Raw genomic sequence first — 21,725 nt, forward strand, 5'->3', positions numbered from 1 at the left:
AACGGTGTTTAGCTTAATGGATCTTTTGCAGGCGTACCCGCTTTACGCGGATATTTCCCGGGTGTTGTTCGTTTTTTATCTACAATAACGATATTACGCTCACTTTCCTCGCCTGGCAATTGGAACTGGAAACTTTCCCGTAAATTCCCACCGAGTACTTTTAAGGCAATCGCACCATCCTCGAGCTCTTCACTGACTTTCGCTGCCTTCAAGGCAACGAATTGACCCCCGACTTTCGCAAGCGGTAGGCAATATTCCGCGAGAACGGACATCCGGGCGACCGCACGTGCTGTCACGACATCAAACCGTTCGCGGAATTGTTTATTTTTACCGAACTCTTCGGCGCGTCCATGATGGAACGCGACACCTTCGAGTCCGAGTTCCGTCGCCAAATGATTGAGGAAGCCGATTCGTTTGTTCAGTGAATCGACAATCGTCACTTGGAGATGGGGGAACATGATCTTGATCGGCAGACTTGGGAAACCAGCGCCCGCTCCGACATCACAAACCGTCGTGACCGTCGTGAAATCGAAATAGAATGCTGCTGTGATCGAATCGTAGAAGTGCTTGAGATAGACATCTTCTTCGTCCGTGATCGCTGTCAGGTTCATCTTTTCATTCCACTCGACGAGCAGTTCATAATACCGTTTGAATTGATGCAACTGATGTTCTGAGACTTCAAGTCCCTGTGCTGCCAATGCTGTTACGAATTGCTGTTGGTTCATCTCGTTCACTCCGCAGTCAATGCGTATTGGCCTTGCTCGATGTAGACAAGCAGAATCGAGATATCAGACGGGTTTACCCCTGAGATCCGGGATGCTTGTCCGATCGAGAGCGGACGCACTTGGTTTAGTTTTTGTTTCGCTTCAATCGCTAATCCACTGATCGCATCGTAATCGAGACGATCCGGAATCCGTTTTTGCTCCATCCGCATCATTTTTTCGACTTGATCAAGTTGTTTATCGATGTAGCCGGCATATTTGACTTGGATTTCGACTTGTTCTGCTGCTTCTGCAGACAGTGGTGTTTCCGGTGGTGTCATCTGCGCGATCATCGCATACGTAATTTCCGGACGTTTCAGCAACGTGATCGCATGCAGCGCTTCCTTGAGTGGTGATGCACCAATTGCTTCTAGCTGTGCATTCACGTCCGCTGTCGCTTTGATGACGACCTTCTCAAGACGTTTCATCTCAAGACGGATTTGTTCTTGTTTATCGAGCAACTTCGCTTGGCGCTCTTCCGAGATCAATCCGAGTTCATGTCCGATTTCCGATAGGCGAAGGTCCGCATTATCATGACGGAGCAACAACCGGTACTCGGCGCGTGACGTCAAGAGACGGTATGGTTCGTTCGTACCTTTCGTGACGAGATCATCGATCATGACACCGATATAGCCTTGTGAACGTGACAAGATAAGTGGTTCTTTGCCTTGGACTTGTAGTCCGGCATTGATCCCTGCCATGATTCCTTGCCCCGCTGCTTCCTCATACCCACTTGTTCCGTTGATTTGACCCGCTGTGAATAAACCCGGAACCCGTTTTGTCTCGAGCGTTGGCCAGAGTTGTGTCGGAACAACGGCATCGTACTCAATCGCATAACCAGGACGCATCATTTCTGAATTCTCAAGCCCTGGAATCGAGCGGAGAATATCGTGTTGGACGTCTTCCGGCAAGCTTGTTGATAATCCTTGCACGTAGACTTCTTCCGTATCGCGACCTTCTGGCTCAAGGAAGATTTGGTGACGCGGTTTATCGTTGAACCGGACGACCTTATCTTCGATCGATGGGCAATAACGTGGACCTGTTCCTTTGATCATCCCAGAGAACATTGGTGAGCGGTGCAGGTTCGCATCGATCAACTGATGCGTATACTCCGTCGTATACGTCAACCAGCATGGGATCTGTTCCGTGATCATCTGAGTCGTTTCATGACTAAATGGAAGTGCTACTTCGTCACCTGGTTGAATCTCCGTCTTCGAGTAATCGATCGTTTTCCCGTCGATTCGCGGTGGTGTACCTGTCTTGAAACGTGCGAGCTCAAATCCGAGTTCTTCAAGATGTTTCGATAGATTGATCGATGGCATCTGATTGTTCGGACCACTCTCGTACGACAATTCACCGATGATGATTTTTCCGCGCATGAACGTTCCTGTCGTGATGATGACCGCTTTCGCCCGGTACTCCGCCCCTGTATTCGTGACGACACCGACGCAACGTCCTTCGTCGTTAATCAATAACCGTTCGACGAGCGCTTGACGTAAGAGCAGATTCGGTTCATCCTCGAGCGCTTTTTTCATTCGGTTTTGGTATTCGAATTTATCCGCCTGTGCCCGTAGTGCTCGCACGGCAGGACCTTTTGATGTGTTTAACATTTTCATTTGAATATACGTTGCATCGATCGCGCGTGCCATTTCGCCACCGAGCGCATCGATTTCCCGGACGACGATTCCTTTTGCAGGACCACCGATCGACGGGTTGCAATACATGAATCCGACCATATCGGGATTCATTGTCAACATGACCGTTTTCGAGCCCATTCGTGCCGCAGCAAGAGAGGCTTCGATGCCGGCATGTCCGGCTCCGACGACGATGACGTCGAATTCACCTGCTTGATAAGCCATAGTACTGGTTCCTCCTTCTTATTCAACACGCAGTCGTCTCGAATTATTTCCCGAGACAGAACTGCGAAAACAACTGATCCAATAAACTATCCTGTGCTGTATCACCATTGATTTCGCCAAGCGTATCCCACGCTCGTCGTAAATCGATCTGTACCATGTCGATCGGCATCGCTGCTTCTGCTGCACCGAGAGCATCTTCAATCATTTGACTCGCTCGTTTGATGAGCTGGATGTGACGCGCATTTGAGACGTACGTCATATCCTGACTTTCGACACCCTGTTCAAAGAACAGACTCGCAATCGCTGCTTCAAGATCGTTGACGCCTGCTTCTTCGAGCAAGGATGTCGTGACGATTGGTCGACCATCAGCAAGCTCCGTGACACGCGCTAAGTCAATCTGTTGCGCCAAGTCACTCTTGTTGACGATGATGATCGCGTTCATTCCTTTGATTGCTTCAAACAGCAAGACGTCCTCATCCGTCAGAACATCATTCCCGTTGAGGACGAGTAAGATTAAATCGGCCGTCTTCAAAGCCTGACGCGACTTTTCAACACCCATCCGTTCGACGATATCTTCCGTCTCGCGAATCCCTGCCGTATCAATCAACTTCAACGGTACACCGCGAACATTGACGTACTCCTCGATCGTATCGCGTGTCGTTCCCGCGATATCCGTGACGATGGCCTTTGCTTCTTGCACCAATGTGTTGAGCAAAGACGACTTTCCGACGTTCGGACGACCGATGATCGCTGTGGATAACCCTTCGCGCAAGATTTTTCCTTGGCGTGCCGTTGTTAATAACTCTGCCAAAATCGCGCGGACAGCACCAGCATCACGTTCGACGATCTGTTGCGTCATCTCTTCTGCATCGTATTCCGGGTAATCGATGTTGACTTCGATCGCAGCAATCGTCTGTAACAATTGTTGACGTAATTCTTGGACGAGTTTCGAGAGACGTCCTTCAATCTGACTGACGGCGACATGCATCGCTCGGTCCGTCTTCGCCCGGATCAAATCCATGACGGCTTCCGCTTGTGACAAATCGATGCGTCCGTTCAAGAACGCGCGTTTCGTAAATTCACCAGGTTCCGCCAGCCGGACTTCCGGTTGGGCGAGGATGAGTTCGAGGACACGATTGACCGCGACGACTCCTCCATGACAATTCAATTCGATGACATCTTCACGTGTAAACGTCTTTGGTGCGCGCATGACACTCACCATTACTTCATCGACGACACGGTCCGCCTCATGGTCGACCAATTTCCCGTAATGAATCGTATGGGTTGGTACTTCCGTCAAGCGGTTGCTCCCTTTGTAAACACGGTCGGCTACAGCGACTGCATCAGGACCTGATAAGCGCACGATTGCAATCGCCCCTTCTCCCATCGGCGTCGAAATCGCGGCAATCGTATCAAATTCCATCATCCGTTCTTCCACCTCGTTTTTCTTCTGTCTTTTTATGAGTATTTAATCCTTAATCGTTGCAATGGGTATAACGAAACAACTATACACGAAATGACGCAAAAGAAAAAGAGCGACACTCTGTCAAAACAAAGCGTCGCTCTTCACGTATTAGCGTTTCTTTTTCGATTTTTTAGGAGCCGGAGCTGCTTGTGCTGCTTCTTTTTCACGTTTAGCAGCCATTGTCGCTTCCGTCTGCAACTTAATCTTTTCACGCATTGGCTTCATGATGACGATCGTGACGATGATCGAGAAGATGTAACCGACGACCCAGTAAAGCGAAAGGGCAGATGGGAGTGTAACACCCATGATGAAGATCATGATTGGGAAGACGTAAAGCATGATTTTCATTTGTGGGTTGTCTTCTTGACCTGCCATCGAGATCTTTTGTTGCAGATATGTTAGTACCGCAGACATGATCGGCAAGATGAAGAATGGATCCGGTTTCCCAAGGTCGAACCAGAGGAACGTGTGTTGGAAAATAGCTGGTGTATAAATGATGGCATTGTAGAACGCGATCAAAATCGGCATTTGGATCAAGATCGGTAAACAGCCTGCAAGTGGATTGACGTTGTGCTCTTGATAGAGCTTCATCATTTCCTGTTGCAATTTCTGTTGTGTCTCTTGGTCTTTTGAGCTGTATTTCTCACGAAGCTTCATCATTTCTGGTTGAATGACTTGCATTCCACCCATACTCTTCGTTTGTTTAATCATCAATGGAAGGATGACAAGACGAACGAGAAGTGTCGTAATGATGATTCCGATACCGTAATCACCGCTAAAGAACTGTGAAATCTCACGAATCAACCACGCCATCGGCCAAACGAAGTAATGTTTCCAAAAACCTTCTGTGTCTGCTGTGATCGGTTCACCAGTACCATACGAACTAGGTGTACAGCCGGATAATACGATCGCGAGCACGGACATGAGTCCGAGAGTTAACCAAATCTTAGTTCTCTTGTTCATAATTCCTCCTAGAAATTGTTTACGCTTTGTCGAACGCCATCTTCTTCTATAGTAAGGCAAGGAAAGGGAGCGCCGTACAAATCAACAGGATGCATTGCTACGATTCATTTTTTTGATCGCATCCAGACACCGGAACGTTTGAGCACGTGACGGAGACTGTCAGCCACTTCTTGCGCGGTCATCTTCGCGGCCGGATTGCGCGCGATGATCACCAAATCATAATTCGGGGCAATCGAGGCTTCATGCTGCTGGCATGCTTCCCGAAGATACCGTTTTACCTGATTCCGGACGACGGCATTCCCGATTTTCTTACTGACGGATAAACCAACCCGAAAGTGAGTCTGTTGCTCCTTTTTCAAGGCATACACGACAAATTGCCGATTTGCGACAGAGGCTCCTTTAGTAAACACCGCTTGGAACTCCTTGTCTTTCTTGACGCGGTATTCCTTCTTCACCTTATTCACACTCCATCCTGACACTACGAAAATTCGTCGTCTCTCATCATATCATAGAATAAACATGCGACGCGATAGGGCGCATGTGACAAAAGCACGAACACACGAAAAAACATAAAAAAAAATCACCTCGGATCATGCCCGAAGTGATGGATGCATCAATGCATTAGACAGTCAAGGCTTTGCGGCCCTTAAGACGGCGAGCAGCCAAGATACGGCGGCCACTCTTCGTAGCCATACGCGCACGGAATCCGTGAACTTTTTTACGCTTACGGTTGTTTGGGTTGAAAGTTGGTTTCATTCGTCTGCACCTCCTTTAAAAGATCTTTATAACCAATTGTTATTTTCTACTTTAAGGCAGTCTTGTACATTATATAAACTGATTGTGGCATTGTCAATGAAAGTTCAGAAGATTTCTTGTCCTGCTTAAGGGAGTTCTAGTTTGAAAACAGGCAATAGGATTCGACTGTGCAAACTCTATTACGCGATAGAATACATATGGATCATAGAGGGGATGTGTGTAGACTTATCCACCTATCCACAGACTTATCCACATTATCCACACTTTCCGTGGATAACTCTTCACTTTGTCTACGATAGTATTTTTTAAAATCGACGTCAATCCTCGATTTTGGATTTCCTTTTTCCACTTCTTTTGTATTTTGTGAATAACTCTTTTTCAACGCTTCCTCTTTCGAAAAGTTATCCACCTCTTATCCACAATTTATCCACACTATCCACAGCTTGTGGGTAACTACCTGTGGACGGTTTAATTTACTTGTGGATAAATCATTCCAACCATTGCCAGGGCTCATTTCTTTTGATACACTAATTGTGCATAACATGATCCTGATCGTTCAGGACAAAACAAGTTATACACACCCTGTGGATAACTTTATACACAGATTCAACTGCCTGTGGATAACGTTATCCACAGTTTTTACGTTATGGGGATAAGTCGAGTTTCTTCATTAACTTTGTCTGTGTATAAGCCTGTGTACAAAAATTTTCTATCTTGATAAAAAAAGGGGGGTATTTATGAAAAACGCTGCCGAACTTTGGCATAATGTCTTATCTGTGATCGAGGAAGAGGAACGAACACCGAAAGCTAGTTATGATATGTGGTTGAAATCCACAGAAGGCGTCACGCTAAATGGAACGACACTACTCGTTTCAGCACCAGCTGCGTTTACGGTGACATGGCTCGAGCGCCAGTACTTATCTTTACTCGAAGACACAGTTGAGGAAGTAACAGGAAGCCGACTCGATATTCAGTTCATTGAAGAGGGACAAGCGAAGAAAATGCTCGATCGACAAGAAGAGGAACGTGTTGAGGCAACACCGACTCCGAAATCGCGTCCATCGAACATGCGGAGACCAACAGAGGAACTGACGATGAGTGAACTCGGACAATTGAATGAGAAGTATACGTTCGATACATTCGTCATCGGATCGGGGAACCGTTTTGCGCATGCCGCTTCACTTGCTGTTGCGGAAGCGCCTGCTAAAGCATACAATCCGCTTTTCATCTATGGTGGCGTTGGTCTTGGCAAAACCCATCTGATGCATGCCATCGGACAGTACGTTCAAGATCAAAATCTCGGGACACGGATTGCCTATGTCTCTTCTGAACGCTTTACGAATGACTTCATTAACTCCATCCGTGATAATAAGACGGTTGAGTTTCGAAATAAATACCGTAACATCGATGTCCTCTTAATTGATGACATCCAGTTCCTTGCGGGCAAAGAACAGACGCAAGAAGAGTTTTTCCACACATTCAATGCCTTGCACAACGACCAAAAACAAATCATCATCTCAAGTGACCGACCACCAAAAGAGATTCCAACGCTTGAAGATCGGCTTCGTTCTCGTTTCGAATGGGGATTAATCACCGACATCACGCCACCGGATCTCGAGACACGGATTGCGATTTTACGGAAAAAGGCGAATGCGGAGCAACTTGACGTCTCAAACGAAGTCATGCTTTACATCGCAAGTCAAATTGATACGAATATTCGTGAGCTCGAAGGGGCGTTAACCCGCGTTATCGCTTATGCGAATCTCGTCGGACGACCAATCGATCCAAATGTTGCTGCGGAAGCCTTGCATAACATCATGCCGGTCGCTGAACCTCGTAAAGTTACGATTCGTGACATCCAGGAGTCGGTCAGTAAGCACTTCAATTTGCCATTTGATGATCTGAAGGCGAAAAAACGGACGAAATCGATTGCCTTCCCACGTCAAATCGCGATGTATCTCTCACGGGAGATGACGGAGAGCTCTTTACCGAAAATCGGAGAAGAATTCGGGGGACGCGACCATACGACCGTCATCCATGCCCATGAAAAGATTAGTATGTTGATCAAATCGGACGGGGAAACGGGAAAAGTCATCGAACAAATCAAACATGAATTGAAGCATTCATAAAACTGTGGATAAACATGTGGATAAAGTAGGGTGGTTATCCACAACTTATCCACACCGTTTTTGGCTTTATATCAAGTTATCCACCGACTTATCCACACTATCCACAGCCCCTAAGACTATTATTAAAAAAATATATTATTATGTTATGATGGGCGCATGCCCATTATTTTCGAGAGGAGTCTAACGACGATATGCATATCACCATTCAACGCGAAGCTTTAATTCAAGCAGTACAAGATGTAGCCAAAGCGGTCTCATCCCGCACGACGATTCCGATTCTGACAGGAATCAAACTCGAAGCTCATGGAGATGGTATGACGCTGACAGGAAGCGATACAGAAATCTCGATTGAACGGACGATCTATGCAGAAGAGAATGGAACATCTTATGTCACGGTTCACCGTGCAGGTAGTGTCGTCTTGAATGCCCGCTTCTTCGGCGATATCGTCAAAAAGATGCCAAAAGACGAAGTCACACTTGAAGTCTCACCGAACTTCATGACACGGATCCAGTCAGGAACAGCGGAATTCCATTTGAACGGTCTTGATCCAGATGAGTTCCCACGCCTTCCGCAAGTCGATGGGGGACAACGTTTCCGCTTACCGGCTGATCTCTTACGTTCGATGATTCGCCAAACAAGCTTTGCTGTCGCTGTTCAAGAAACACGTCCTGTTCTGACAGGTGTGAACTTCTCAGCCGATAAAGGCATCTTGACATGTGTCTCAACAGATAGTCATCGTCTAGCCCTTCGTCGTGCACAGTTCGAGACAGATACAGATATCTCGTTCCAGAACGTCATCGTTCCTGGTAAGAGCTTGAATGAATTATCGAAGTTGCTTGGGGATGGTCATGTGGATATCACGATCACGAACCAACAAATCTTGTTCAAGATGAAGCACGTCCTCTTCTTCTCGCGTCTACTCGATGGAAACTATCCGGATACATCACGTTTGATTCCGGAAGAGTACCGGACAGCTGTCCGCATGAACGCAAAAGAATTGCTCCAAGCGATCGATCGCGCGTCACTGCTTGCACGTGAGGACCGTAACAACGTCATCAAGTTCGCAGCTGAAGGAACGACAGCGGTCGAGATCTCTTCGCATTCTCCAGAAGTCGGGAAAGTCTCGGAGCAAGTCAGCATCCTTTCGCTTGAAGGAGAAGAGCTGAAAATCTCGTTCAACTCGAAGTACATGATGGACGCCTTGAAGGCACTTGACGCGACAGATATCGAAATCCAGTTCACGGGTTCGATTCGTCCATTCATCTTGCACCCAGTCGATCAAGATAACGTCCTGCAACTGATTCTTCCAGTCCGGACGGCGTAAGCATAAACACGAAATACGTGATAAGACGGGTTCGATCGTTTCGACATCGGACCCGTCTTTTTCGTATACCGTATATACGTTCGGGGATTTTGCTAAATCGCTCAATGTTTAGTACAATAAAGAGTACGTCATTTATAATATGTAGGTAGGAGGAGTCAATCCATGCAAGAAATCAGAATTACAACGGAATACGTCACATTAGGGCAGTTCCTGAAGCTATCGGATATTATCTCAAGCGGAGGACAAGCCAAACCGTTTTTAGCAGAGGTACCGATTCTAGTCAACGGCGAGGTCGATCAGCGACGTGGTCGTAAATTACGGGATGGAGACATCATTGATGTAGAAGACTACGGTCAGTTCATCATCAAGAACGAGGGCAACTAACGTGCGGCTGGATTCAGTCCGACTCAGTCATTATCGCAACTATGACGCACTCGAACTGTCATTCTCCGAAAAAACGAATGTCCTGATTGGTGAAAATGCACAAGGGAAGACGAACTTACTGGAAGCGATCTATGTTCTTGCTCTCGCGAAGTCGCACCGGACGACGCATGACAAGGAACTGATCGGTTGGGACCAAGAAACAGCGCGCGTCGAAGGACGTGTCGTCAAGCGGACCGGCTCCCATGTCCAAGAGATCGTCATCTCGGGTCGCGGGAAAAAAGCAAAGCTGAATCATCTAGAGCAACGACGCTTGAGTGATTATGTCGGGGCACTGAACATCGTTTTATTCGCCCCGGAAGATTTGCATATCGTCAAAGGCAGTCCACAAGTCCGCCGGCGATTTCTCGATATGGAGATCGGTCAAGTCAGTCCGGTCTATCTGCATGAATTGAGCCAGTACCTGAAAGTGTTGAAGCAGCGGAACGCATTGCTGAAACAACTGTCCATGAAGGGAGGAGACGAGACCTTCCTTGATATCTTGACGGAGCAAATGATTACGCTAGCCGTTAAAATCGTTCAGCGCCGGCATCATTTCATGGCCCAGCTCGAAAAATGGGCACGACCGATTCATGACGGAATCAGTCGTGGACAGGAAGAACTCGCGCTCATCTATCGTTCGGACACATTCGGCGACGAATTACTCGATGTCGAAGGAATGACTGCGTCCTACACGCGGAAGTTTGGTAAAATAAAAGAAAATGAAATCCGAAGAGGAGTTACGTTGTTTGGACCACATCGCGATGACTTCGAGATGGAAGTCAATGGACGAAACGTCCAAACGTATGGTTCACAAGGACAACAACGGACAGCAGCCCTCTCGTTAAAGCTTGCGGAGATCGAATTGATTCATGAGGAAGTAGGGGAATATCCACTTCTTCTGCTCGACGATGTCTTATCCGAGCTTGATGATCATCGTCAAACACATTTGCTCGATACGATGCAACAAAAGGTCCAGACGATCCTGACGACGACAAGCGTCGACGGGATTGCGCATGAAACGATCAACCAAGCGAAGTTGTTCCACGTGAAACAAGGGACGGTCGATTTGGAAGAGACATCATATAAAGAAACAGTAGGTGAGAAAACCGATGAGTAATCATGAAGATATGGAATTGGAACAAGGGTACGGTGCCGATCAGATTCAAGTACTTGAAGGATTAGAAGCAGTTCGTAAACGTCCAGGGATGTATATCGGCTCGACGGCATCAAAGGGTCTCCATCACCTCGTATGGGAGATCGTCGATAACTCGATTGATGAGGCGCTCGCAGGATACTGTGACACGATCAAGGTGACGATCGAACCAGGGAACTCGATCTTAGTCGAGGATAATGGACGCGGTATTCCAGTCGACATTCAAGAGAAGATGGGTCGTCCTGCCGTTGAGGTCATCCTGACAGTCCTCCACGCCGGTGGTAAATTCGGCGGCGGCGGATATAAAGTATCGGGTGGACTACACGGTGTTGGGGCTTCGGTCGTTAACGCCCTGTCGACGAAACTTGAAGTATTCGTCAAACGGAACGAGAAGCTGTATTACCAAGCGTATCATCGCGGTGTACCAGCGCAAGATCTCGAAGTCATCGGAACATCAGAAGAGACAGGAACGACGATTCGTTTCTTCCCAGACGGTGAGATTTTCCAAGAGACGCTCGAGTATGACTATGATTTGCTAGCGACACGCCTGCGGGAACTTGCTTTCTTAAATAAAGGCTTGAAGATCATCATCACGGACGATCGTGCGGATGAGCCGATGACGCGTAGCTTCCACTACGAAGGTGGGATCAAATCCTACGTCGAACACTTGAATCGTTCAAAAGAAGTCGTTCATGCGGAACCTGTCTATGTACACGGAACAAAAGACGGCATCGAAGTTGAAGTCGCGCTTCAGTATAACGACGGATTTGCGTCAAACATCTACTCGTTCACGAACAACATCCCGACGCATGAAGGTGGTACGCACGAGACCGGCTTCAAGACGGCTTTGACACGGGTCATCAATGACTACGCGAAGAAGTTCGGTTTGATGAAGGATGCAGACGGTACGTTATCCGGTGAGGACGTACGTGAAGGAATGACAGCGATCGTTTCCGTCAAACACCCGAACCCACAGTTCGAAGGTCAGACGAAAACGAAACTCGGGAACTCCGACGCGCGTACGGTTACGGATTCACTCTTCTCTGGTGCATTTGAGCAGTTCATGCTCGAAAACCCGACGAATGCACGCGCAATCGTCGAAAAAGGGATGATGGCGTCACGCGCCCGGATGGCAGCGAAACGCGCCCGTGAACTGACACGCCGTAAAGGTGTTCTCGAAGTGAGCTCGCTTCCAGGTAAACTGGCCGACTGTTCGTCACGTGATGCCTCGATTTCCGAATTGTACATCGTTGAGGGTGACTCGGCGGGTGGTTCTGCGAAATCTGGACGTGATCGTCATTTCCAAGCAATCTTACCGATTCGCGGTAAAATCTTGAACGTTGAGAAAGCACGTCTTGATAAGATTCTCGGAAGCAATGAGATTCGGACGATCATCACGGCACTCGGAACAAGTATCGGTTCTGAGTTCAATATCGAAAAAGCACGCTATCACAAAGTCATCATCATGACCGATGCCGATGTCGATGGTGCCCACATCCGGACACTCTTGTTGACGTTCTTCTACCGTTACATGCGTCCGCTTGTCGAGCATGGGTATGTCTATATCGCTCAGCCACCGCTATACGGGATCAAACAAGGGAAGAACATCACGTACGTGCATAACGAACGTGAATTGACAGAAGCGCTTGCAGCGCTTCCTGAAAACGCACGGTACGACATTCAGCGCTACAAAGGTCTTGGGGAGATGGATCCAGAGCAACTTTGGGAAACGACGATGGATCCAAGTGGTCGTCAAATGTTACGTGTCGAGCTTCAAGATGCGATCGAAGCGGATGAAGTCTTTGATATCTTGATGGGAGATCAAGTCGAACCACGACGCGACTTCATTCAATCACACGCACATTACGTCAAGAACCTGGATATTTAACGCTGAACAGAGAGGGTGGCCAGAAGCATGTCCGAACAAAATCACGGAATCATCAAGGATATTAATATCAGTCAAGAGATGCGTACGTCCTTCATGGACTACGCGATGAGCGTCATCGTCGCACGTGCTCTTCCGGACGTACGGGACGGCTTAAAACCCGGACACCGCCGGATTCTCTATGCGATGAACGACCTCGGTATTCGTGCCGATAAACCACATAAAAAGTCTGCCCGTATCGTCGGGGAAGTCATCGGTAAGTATCACCCGCACGGGGATTCTGCCGTCTATGACACGATGGTCCGCATGGCGCAAGACTTCAGCTACCGTTACGAACTCGTCGATGGACACGGAAATTTCGGGTCTGTCGATGGAGACTCGGCGGCAGCGATGCGATATACGGAAGCTCGTATGTCAAAAATCGCGATGGAGATCGTTCGCGATATCAACAAAAACACAGTCGATTTCAAAGATAACTACGATGGTTCGGAACGCGAACCGGAAGTCTTACCGTCGCGCTTCCCGAACTTACTCGTCAACGGTTCGAGCGGGATCGCGGTCGGGATGGCAACAAACATTCCACCACATCAGCTTGGCGAAGTCATCGATGGTGTCTTAGCCTTGTCGCACGATCCAGAAATCACGATCCAAGAACTGATGCAGCACATTCCGGGACCTGATTTCCCGACAGCTGGTGAAATTCTTGGTCGGAGTGGGATTCGTCGCGCTTATGAAACAGGACGTGGCTCAATCATCGTCCGTGCGAAAGCAGAAATCGAACAGACGAAGAAAGACCGGGAACGGATCATCGTGACGGAGCTGCCTTATCAAGTCAATAAAGCCCGCCTCGTTGAAAAGATTGCCGATCTCGTTCGCGAGAAAAAGATTGAAGGCATCACCGATTTACGGGATGAGTCAGATCGCCGCGGTATGCGCATCGTCATGGAAGTCCGTCGTGACGCCAATGCGAGCGTCATCTTAAATAACTTGTATAAACAGACGTCGATGCAAACGACGTTTGGTGTCAACATGCTAGCGATCGTCGGCGGACGTCCGAAAACATTGACGCTCAAGGAAATGCTCTATCATTACCTCGAGCATCAAAAAGAAATCGTGCGTCGTCGGACACAGTTCGATCTCGAAAAAGCAGAAGCACGTGAACACTTACTCGCTGGTCTACGGATTGCACTCGATCATTTGGATGAAGTCATTCAAATCATTCGCGGGAACCGGACAGCAGACGCAGCACGTGAACAGTTGATGGAGCGTTTTGCGTTATCCGAGAAACAATCACAAGCGATTCTCGATATGCGCTTGCAACGCCTGACAGGTCTTGAACGGGAGAAGATCGAAGCAGAGTATGACGAAATCATGCAATTGATCGCGGAACTGAACCGCATCCTTGCGAGTGAGGAAGTTTTGCTTGATTTAATCCGGACAGAGCTCGAGGAGTTAAAAGAACGTTTCAACGACGAACGTCGGACGGAAATCCGCATGGACCACATCGAATTCGAAGATGAAGATTTGATTCCGGAACAGGATATCATCATCACGTTGACAAGCAGTGGCTACATCAAACGGATGACGACGGATTCGTACCGGACACAACGCCGCGGCGGACGTGGGGTTCAAGGAATCGGAACGAATGACGAGGATTACGTCACGCGTCTCTTATCTTGTTCGACGCACGATACAATCCTATTCTTTACGAACCGCGGAAAAGTCTACCGGATTCGTGGATATGAAGTACCGGAGATGAGCCGGACATCAAAAGGTGTACCGATCATCAACCTCATCCAAATCGAACGCGACGAAAAGGTCGAGACGATGATTCCAGTCAACTTCAAACGTTATCTCGAGGAGCAACAAGCAACTGAAGCACCTGTCGAGGTGATTGAGGGAGAGATTGAAGAGACGGAAGAAACGCTCGAAACGGAAGAAGTCGTTCAAGATGAGCAAAAATCATTGATCTTCATGACACGTAAAGGACGCGTCAAACGTTCACCGTTGTCTGCGTACGCACGGATCAACAAAAACGGTTTGATCGCGATTCGATTGTTTGAAGACGACGAGTTGACATCGGTTCGTCTCGCATCGACGGACGATGAAGTCTTTGCTGTTTCAACAAGTGGGAAAGCGATTCGTTTCCCAATCACGAATGTCCGCTCGATGGGACGTGGCGCTCGTGGTGTCAAAGCGATGACGTTACGTCCAGACGATTTCGTCGTCGGGATGGAACTTGCACGTGATGCCCAAGATGTTCTTGTCATTACGGAAAAAGGATTCGGTAAACGGACACCGATGACCGAGTTCCGTAGCCAGTCTCGTGGTGGTAAAGGATTGATCGCGAGTAAGGTGACGGAACGTGTCGGTCAAATCGTTGCCATGCGCATCGTTGATGTCGACGATGACATCATGATCATGACAGAGAGCGGGATCGTCATTCGGACAGACTCGCAATACATCTCACGTGTCGGCCGGAATACCCAAGGGGTGAAGGTCATTCGAATTGAAGAAGGTGACCGTGTTGCAACGGTTGCCAAACTGAAACGAGAAGAGACTGATGAAATGGAAGAAGACACTGACATCGTGTCTGAAGAGAATGTAGTCGAATCGGATGCTCCAGAAGAAGCGGAAGAGTAAGCAAGACGTCAGCAAGGAAGCAGCAGAGTGATACTACTCTGCTGCTTTTATCTACATATATAGATAGAAAGAAAATAAAATAAAAAAGGAGACGAAACGATATGCGAGTGGCAAGTAATCAATTACGCATCGGGGATCGTTTAACGGAACCCATCTATTTACATACAGATCATCCAATCGTAGAAGCAGGTAAAAAGATAGGAACGGATGAGTTACGGCGGATTCAACGATTTTTGATTAAAGAAGTCGTCATCGAAGATCGACCGGATTTAATCGAGAGCGAGGAGGCGCAAACTGAAACCGTAGCGGCTCATACAGAAAATCCGTTTGAAGCATTCATTCGTTCTTACAATAAAGTCTTCATGTCATGGGAACAGGGAATAAAGCCGAATGTGTATGAAGCATTGAGCTGGGTCAAACAGTCCGTTCCAGAACGGATTACGAGACAAGATGTCTTACCATTCTTCCTCGAGCGAGGAACGGAAGCTTATACCGTTCGACATGCCATCTATCGAGGGGCAATTGCGCAAATGCTTGCTGAAGCAGTCGGAAAAGATCGGAAATTAATCCATGAGTTATGGACAGCTTCTTATTTTGCTGACTACGGTCTCGCGCGAATCATGGAATGGCGTCATACGAAACGCTATGAAGCAATGCAACAAGAAATCTTCCACCGGCACCCCGCAATGGCATATCAAGCATTGCAAAAGGAGACGATCATTTCAGATACGGTCAATCGCTTGATTGTTCAACATCATGAACGACTAGATGGAACGGGTTATCCTTTAAAGGTAAAGGGAGATAAGATTACGGATCATAGTCGACTTTTTATTGTGGCAGATGTCTTTGCTGCGATGACAAGTTGGCGTCCATATCGAGAAGCATATACACCGTTTGATGCATACCGTCATTTAAAAGCACGACCGATGCAATATTGCTCGAAGTATGTCCTATTGCTCGGACAGTTACTTTTACCAATCGAAGTCGGTGATCGTGTCCTGATGAGTAATGGAAAGATTGCAACGATCGTTCGAAAGAATACAATTTTTGATCGACCTGTTATTTCATATGAAGAACAAGGACGGATGATAGTCATTGATTTAATGGAAGAACGGCAACATAGCATCATTCAGTTGATGGATTAATAGGAAATACGTAGCCTCTTGAGCCGGAATCGTAAGGTTCAAGAGGCTTGTTCATGATTTTAAAAACAATTTTAAAATAAGTGTTGCACAATAATAAAACGCATGATATATTATTACATGTCCTTAACAACGACAAGCGCTTGAAACAAACAAAAAAACAATTTCAAAAAAGTTGTTGACTTCTTGTTTCAAACTTGGTATTCTAATTGAGTCGCCAAAACAGGCGCGGACGAACTTTGAAAACTGAACGATGAGGCAAAAATCGTATTCTACGGAATACAAAAACGAATGAAGCGCAAGCTTCGTCAATCGTGACTTCGGTCACAACAACGAGCAAGTCAAACACTTCATGGAGAGTTTGATCCTGGCTCAGGACGAACGCTGGCGGCGTGCCTAATACATGCAAGTCGAGCGCAGGAAACTGACGGAACTCTTCGGAGGGAAGGCAGCGGAATGAGCGGCGGACGGGTGAGTAACACGTAAGGAACCTGCCTCAAGGATTGGGATAACTCCGAGAAATCGGAGCTAATACCGGATAGTTCAACGGACCGCATGGTCCGCTGATGAAAGGCGCTTCGGCGTCACCTTGAGATGGCCTTGCGGTGCATTAGCTAGTTGGTGGGGTAACGGCCCACCAAGGCGACGATGCATAGCCGACCTGAGAGGGTGATCGGCCACACTGGGACTGAGACACGGCCCAGACTCCTACGGGAGGCAGCAGTAGGGAATCTTCCACAATGGACGAAAGTCTGATGGAGCAACGCCGCGTGAGTGATGAAGGTTTTCGGATCGTAAAACTCTGTTGTAAGGGAAGAACACGTACGAGAGGAAATGCTCGTACCTTGACGGTACCTTACGAGAAAGCCACGGCTAACTACGTGCCAGCAGCCGCGGTAATACGTAGGTGGCAAGCGTTGTCCGGAATTATTGGGCGTAAAGCGCGCGCAGGCGGCCTTTTAAGTCTGATGTGAAAGCCCCCGGCTCAACCGGGGAGGGCCATTGGAAACTGGAAGGCTTGAGTACAGAAGAGAAGAGTGGAATTCCACGTGTAGCGGTGAAATGCGTAGAGATGTGGAGGAACACCAGTGGCGAAGGCGACTCTTTGGTCTGTAACTGACGCTGAGGCGCGAAAGCGTGGGGAGCAAACAGGATTAGATACCCTGGTAGTCCACGCCGTAAACGATGAGTGCTAGGTGTTGGGGGGTTTCCGCCCCTCAGTGCTGAAGCTAACGCATTAAGCACTCCGCCTGGGGAGTACGGCCGCAAGGCTGAAACTCAAAGGAATTGACGGGGACCCGCACAAGCGGTGGAGCATGTGGTTTAATTCGAAGCAACGCGAAGAACCTTACCAACTCTTGACATCCCATTGACCGCTTGAGAGATCAAGTTTTCCCTTCGGGGACAATGGTGACAGGTGGTGCATGGTTGTCGTCAGCTCGTGTCGTGAGATGTTGGGTTAAGTCCCGCAACGAGCGCAACCCCTATCCTTAGTTGCCAGCATTCAGTTGGGCACTCTAGGGAGACTGCCGGTGACAAACCGGAGGAAGGTGGGGATGACGTCAAATCATCATGCCCCTTATGAGTTGGGCTACACACGTGCTACAATGGACGGTACAAAGGGCAGCGAGACCGCGAGGTGGAGCCAATCCCATAAAGCCGTTCCCAGTTCGGATTGCAGGCTGCAACTCGCCTGCATGAAGTCGGAATCGCTAGTAATCGCAGGTCAGCATACTGCGGTGAATACGTTCCCGGGTCTTGTACACACCGCCCGTCACACCACGAGAGTTTGCAACACCCGAAGCCGGTGAGGTAACCGCAAGGAGCCAGCCGTCGAAGGTGGGGTAGATGATTGGGGTGAAGTCGTAACAAGGTAGCCGTATCGGAAGGTGCGGCTGGATCACCTCCTTTCTAAGGAAAACGTCCCTTACGGGACATGCCCATCGTTCAGTTTTGAGAGCTCGTCTCTCAGTCTCGAAAGAGACACTCGCACCTTGAAAACTGAAGACATCAACAAGACATCAAAACTTTTAATTAACCATGTCATTAGACGTGTGTTCTTAGAATACCAACGCTAGATCAAGGTATGAAGGGCGTACGGTGGATGCCTTGGCACTAGGAGCCGATGAAGGACGCGACGAACAGCGATATGCTTCGGGGAGCAGTAAGTATGCTTTGATCCGAAGATTTCCGAATGGGGGAACCCACCATCTGTAATGGGATGGGACATGTTACATGAATACATAGTGTAGCGTGAGGCAGACCCGGGGAACTGAAACATCTAAGTACCCGGAGGAAGAGAAAGCAAATGCGATTCCCTGAGTAGCGGCGAGCGAAACGGGAACAGCCCAAACCGGAGAGCATGCTCTTCGGGGTTGTAGGACACTCTACACGGAGTCAAAAAGGAAGACAGTAGGTGAAGGACCTGGAAAGGTCGGCCGAAGAAGGTGACAGCCCTGTAGCTGAAACTGTTTTCCCTCCAGAGTGGATCCTGAGTACGGCGGGACACGTGAAACCCCGTCGGAATCCGGGAGGACCATCTCCCAAGGCTAAATACTCCCTAGTGACCGATAGTGAACCAGTACCGTGAGGGAAAGGTGAAAAGCACCCCGGAAGGGGAGTGAAATAGATCCTGAAACCGTATGCCTACAAGTAGTCAGAGCCCGTTAACGGGTGATGGCGTGCCTTTTGTAGAATGAACCGGCGAGTTACGATAACGCGCGAGGTTAAGCCGATGAGGCGGAGCCGTAGCGAAAGCGAGTCTGAACAGGGCGTTCAGTGCGTTGTCGTAGACCCGAAACCAGGTGATCTACCCATGTCCAGGATGAAGGTCAGGTAACACTGACTGGAGGTCCGAACCCACGCACGTTGAAAAGTGCGGGGATGAGGTGTGGGTAGCGGTGAAATGCCAATCGAACCTGGAGATAGCTGGTTCTCCCCGAAATAGCTTTAGGGCTAGCCTCGAGGTTGAGAGTTCTGGAGGTAGAGCACTGATTGGACTAGGGGCCCCCACAGGGTTACCGAATTCAGTTAAACTCCGAATGCCAGCAACTTATACTCGGGAGTCAGACTGCGAGTGATAAGATCCGTAGTCAAGAGGGAAACAGCCCAGACCGCCAGCTAAGGTCCCAAAGTGTATGTTAAGTGGAAAAGGATGTGGCGCTGCCTAGACAGCTAGGATGTTGGCTTAGAAGCAGCCACCATTCAAAGAGTGCGTAATAGCTCACTAGTCGAGTGGCGCCGCGCCGAAAATGTAACGGGGCTAAACATACCACCGAAGCTGCGGATTCCGTAAGGAATGGTAGGGGAGCGTTCCAAACCGCTGCGAAGCTGTACCGGAAGGAGCAGTGGAGCGTTTGGAAGTGAGAATGCCGGTGTGAGTAGCGAAAAGAGGGGTGAGAATCCCCTCCGTCGAAAGCCCAAGGTTTCCTGAGGAAGGCTCGTCCGCTCAGGGTTAGTCTGGACCTAAGCCGAGGCCGAAAGGCGTAGGCGATGGATAACAGGTTGATATTCCTGTACCGCCGATCCACCGTTTGAACAATGGGGGGACGCAGGAGGATAGTGACGCATGCGGATGGAAGTGCATGTGCAAGTTTCAAGACCGTCTGATTGGCAAATCCGTCAGGCATCAAAGTCAAGGAACGACGCGGAGTCCCGTAGGGACGTAGGTCACGATTTCACACTGCCAAGAAAAGCCTCTAGTGAGGGGGAAGGCGCCAGTACCGTAAACCGACACAGGTAGGCGAGATGAGAATTCTAAGACGCGCGGGATAACTCTCGTTAAGGAACTCGGCAAAATGGTCCCGTAACTTCGGGAGAAGGGACGCTCTACATGAGTAGAGCCGCAGTGAATAGGCCCAAACGACTGTTTAGCAAAAACACAGGTCTCTGCTAAATCGCAAGATGACGTATAGGGGCTGACGCCTGCCCGGTGCTGGAAGGTTAAGGGGATGGGTTAGCGCAAGCGAAGCTTTGAACCGAAGCCCCAGTAAACGGCGGCCGTAACTATAACGGTCCTAAGGTAGCGAAATTCCTTGTCGGGTAAGTTCCGACCCGCACGAAAGGCGTAACGATTTGGGCACTGTCTCAACGAGAGACCCGGTGAAATCATAGTACCTGTGAAGATGCAGGTTACCCGCGACAGGACGGAAAGACCCCATGGAGCTTTACTACAGCCTGATATTGAGGCTTTGTGCATGATGTACAGGATAGGCGGGAGACGTCGAGCCCGGAGCGCCAGCTTCGGAGGAGTCACCCTTGGGATACCGCCCTTCATGCATAGAGTCTCTAACTCGCAGCCGTGATCCGGCTGGAGGACCGTGTCAGGCGGGTAGTTTGACTGGGGCGGTCGCCTCCTAAACAGTAACGGAGGCGCCCAAAGGTTCCCTCAGAATGGTTGGAAATCATTCGTAGAGCGCAAAGGCAGAAGGGAGCTTGACTGCGAGACCTACAAGTCGAGCAGGGACGAAAGTCGGGCTTAGTGATCCGGTGGTTCCGCATGGAAGGGCCATCGCTCAACGGATAAAAGCTACCCTGGGGATAACAGGCTGATCTCCCCCAAGAGTCCACATCGACGGGGAGGTTTGGCACCTCGATGTCGGCTCATCGCATCCTGGGGCTGGAGTAGGTCCCAAGGGTTGGGCTGTTCGCCCATTAAAGCGGTACGCGAGCTGGGTTCAGAACGTCGTGAGACAGTTCGGTCCCTATCCGTCGTGGGCGCAGGAAATTTGAGGAGAGCTGTCCTTAGTACGAGAGGACCGGGATGGACGCACCGCTGGTGTACCAGTTGTTCCGCCAGGAGCATCGCTGGGTAGCTACGTGCGGACGGGATAAATGCTGAAAGCATCTAAGCATGAAGCCCCCTCCAAGATGAGATTTCCCTTTGAGTAATCAAGAAAGACCCCTCAGAGACGATGAGGTAGATAGGTCACGGGTGGAAGCATGGCGACATGTGGAGCTGAGTGATACTAATCGGTCGAGGCCTTGTTCTAGCAGATGCATTGTTGATGACTTCAGTTTTGAGGGCGCGAGCCCGATCGTCTGGTGACGATAGCCAAGTGGTCACACCCGTTCCCATGCCGAACACGGAAGTTAAGCACTTGAACGCCGAAAGTAGTTGGGGGCTTCCCCCTGTGAGGATAGGACGTTGCCAGGCACTTGACCGATCTGCAGATTGCAGATCGGTCTTTTTGTGTTATGTGAAACTTCAGACTGTTCTGAT

Annotated in this window: 13 protein-coding genes and 3 rRNA genes; 10 read left to right on the forward strand and 6 right to left on the reverse strand. The window is 49.0% G+C overall.

Annotated elements, in window-relative coordinates; all coding sequences use genetic code 11:
- Nucleotides 1-8: 8 nt before the first annotated feature.
- From rsmG to rpmH, 6 genes are all read right to left on the reverse strand, one after another.
- Nucleotides 9-725: a 16S rRNA (guanine(527)-N(7))-methyltransferase RsmG gene (gene rsmG, locus EXW93_RS16125; protein ID WP_023469858.1), complete on the reverse strand. Its 717-nt coding sequence runs from the start codon at nucleotides 723-725 to the stop codon at nucleotides 9-11.
- A gap of 5 nt (nucleotides 726-730) precedes the next feature.
- Entirely contained in the window at nucleotides 731-2,620 is a 1,890-nt protein-coding gene (gene mnmG / locus EXW93_RS16130; RefSeq protein WP_174316735.1) for a tRNA uridine-5-carboxymethylaminomethyl(34) synthesis enzyme MnmG, read from the reverse strand.
- A 43-nt stretch (nucleotides 2,621-2,663) separates the two neighbouring features.
- Nucleotides 2,664-4,046: a tRNA uridine-5-carboxymethylaminomethyl(34) synthesis GTPase MnmE gene (mnmE, locus tag EXW93_RS16135; protein WP_305798091.1), complete on the reverse strand. Its 1,383-nt coding sequence runs from the start codon at nucleotides 4,044-4,046 to the stop codon at nucleotides 2,664-2,666.
- A 147-nt stretch (nucleotides 4,047-4,193) separates the two neighbouring features.
- Nucleotides 4,194-5,048, reverse strand: coding sequence for a membrane protein insertase YidC (gene yidC / locus EXW93_RS16140; protein ID WP_023469861.1), 855 nt, complete (start codon nucleotides 5,046-5,048; stop codon nucleotides 4,194-4,196).
- A gap of 104 nt (nucleotides 5,049-5,152) precedes the next feature.
- On the reverse strand, nucleotides 5,153-5,503 hold the full coding sequence (gene rnpA / locus EXW93_RS16145; RefSeq protein WP_023469862.1) for a ribonuclease P protein component: 351 nt from the start codon (nucleotides 5,501-5,503) through the stop codon (nucleotides 5,153-5,155).
- A gap of 166 nt (nucleotides 5,504-5,669) precedes the next feature.
- Entirely contained in the window at nucleotides 5,670-5,804 is a 135-nt protein-coding gene (rpmH, locus tag EXW93_RS16150) for a 50S ribosomal protein L34 (RefSeq protein ID WP_012371910.1), read from the reverse strand.
- A gap of 737 nt (nucleotides 5,805-6,541) precedes the next feature.
- Here rpmH and dnaA point away from each other — a divergent pair.
- From dnaA to rrf, 10 genes are all read left to right on the forward strand, one after another.
- On the forward strand, nucleotides 6,542-7,933 hold the full coding sequence (gene dnaA, locus EXW93_RS16155; protein WP_023469863.1) for a chromosomal replication initiator protein DnaA: 1,392 nt from the start codon (nucleotides 6,542-6,544) through the stop codon (nucleotides 7,931-7,933).
- 191 nt (nucleotides 7,934-8,124) lie between these two features.
- Entirely contained in the window at nucleotides 8,125-9,258 is a 1,134-nt protein-coding gene (gene dnaN / locus EXW93_RS16160) for a DNA polymerase III subunit beta (protein ID WP_023469864.1), read from the forward strand.
- A 162-nt stretch (nucleotides 9,259-9,420) separates the two neighbouring features.
- A complete protein-coding gene (gene yaaA, locus EXW93_RS16165; protein ID WP_023469865.1) occupies nucleotides 9,421-9,642 on the forward strand; it encodes a S4 domain-containing protein YaaA in 222 nt (73 codons plus the stop codon).
- A 1-nt stretch (nucleotide 9,643) separates the two neighbouring features.
- Nucleotides 9,644-10,798: a DNA replication/repair protein RecF gene (gene recF, locus EXW93_RS16170; protein WP_023469866.1), complete on the forward strand. Its 1,155-nt coding sequence runs from the start codon at nucleotides 9,644-9,646 to the stop codon at nucleotides 10,796-10,798.
- 10 nt (nucleotides 10,799-10,808) lie between these two features.
- A complete protein-coding gene (gene gyrB, locus EXW93_RS16175; protein WP_200864062.1) occupies nucleotides 10,809-12,722 on the forward strand; it encodes a DNA topoisomerase (ATP-hydrolyzing) subunit B in 1,914 nt (637 codons plus the stop codon).
- A gap of 27 nt (nucleotides 12,723-12,749) precedes the next feature.
- Nucleotides 12,750-15,362, forward strand: coding sequence for a DNA gyrase subunit A (gene gyrA / locus EXW93_RS16180; protein ID WP_055969794.1), 2,613 nt, complete (start codon nucleotides 12,750-12,752; stop codon nucleotides 15,360-15,362).
- A gap of 101 nt (nucleotides 15,363-15,463) precedes the next feature.
- Entirely contained in the window at nucleotides 15,464-16,507 is a 1,044-nt protein-coding gene (locus tag EXW93_RS16185; protein WP_023469869.1) for an HD-GYP domain-containing protein, read from the forward strand.
- 346 nt (nucleotides 16,508-16,853) lie between these two features.
- Nucleotides 16,854-18,415: ribosomal RNA gene (locus tag EXW93_RS16190) — 16S ribosomal RNA — on the forward strand.
- Between the two features lie 166 nt (nucleotides 18,416-18,581).
- Nucleotides 18,582-21,495 (forward strand): 23S ribosomal RNA (locus EXW93_RS16195).
- Nucleotides 21,496-21,543: 48 nt separating this feature from the next.
- Nucleotides 21,544-21,659, forward strand: a 5S ribosomal RNA gene (gene rrf, locus EXW93_RS16200).
- The 16S, 23S and 5S rRNA genes sit together here, the layout of an rRNA operon.
- Nucleotides 21,660-21,725 lie beyond the last annotated feature (66 nt).

This window comes from Exiguobacterium sp. JMULE1 (genome assembly GCF_013337175.1).
Classification (GTDB): Bacteria; Bacillota; Bacilli; order Exiguobacteriales; family Exiguobacteriaceae; genus Exiguobacterium_A; species Exiguobacterium_A indicum.

What these genes read in the sequence shown, in the direction of transcription:
- rsmG (WP_023469858.1), bottom strand. Translation starts at nt 725, where the DNA reads ATGAACCAACAGCAATTCGTAACAGCATTGGCAGCACAGGGACTTGAA.
- mnmG (WP_174316735.1), bottom strand. Translation starts at nt 2,620, where the DNA reads ATGGCTTATCAAGCAGGTGAATTCGACGTCATCGTCGTCGGAGCCGGA.
- mnmE (WP_305798091.1), bottom strand. Translation starts at nt 4,046, where the DNA reads ATGATGGAATTTGATACGATTGCCGCGATTTCGACGCCGATGGGAGAA.
- yidC (WP_023469861.1), bottom strand. Translation starts at nt 5,048, where the DNA reads ATGAACAAGAGAACTAAGATTTGGTTAACTCTCGGACTCATGTCCGTG.
- rpmH (WP_012371910.1), bottom strand. Translation starts at nt 5,804, where the DNA reads ATGAAACCAACTTTCAACCCAAACAACCGTAAGCGTAAAAAAGTTCAC.
- dnaA (WP_023469863.1), top strand. Translation starts at nt 6,542, where the DNA reads ATGAAAAACGCTGCCGAACTTTGGCATAATGTCTTATCTGTGATCGAG.
- dnaN (WP_023469864.1), top strand. Translation starts at nt 8,125, where the DNA reads ATGCATATCACCATTCAACGCGAAGCTTTAATTCAAGCAGTACAAGAT.
- yaaA (WP_023469865.1), top strand. Translation starts at nt 9,421, where the DNA reads ATGCAAGAAATCAGAATTACAACGGAATACGTCACATTAGGGCAGTTC.
- gyrB (WP_200864062.1), top strand. Translation starts at nt 10,809, where the DNA reads ATGGAATTGGAACAAGGGTACGGTGCCGATCAGATTCAAGTACTTGAA.
- gyrA (WP_055969794.1), top strand. Translation starts at nt 12,750, where the DNA reads ATGTCCGAACAAAATCACGGAATCATCAAGGATATTAATATCAGTCAA.
- EXW93_RS16185 (WP_023469869.1), top strand. Translation starts at nt 15,464, where the DNA reads ATGCGAGTGGCAAGTAATCAATTACGCATCGGGGATCGTTTAACGGAA.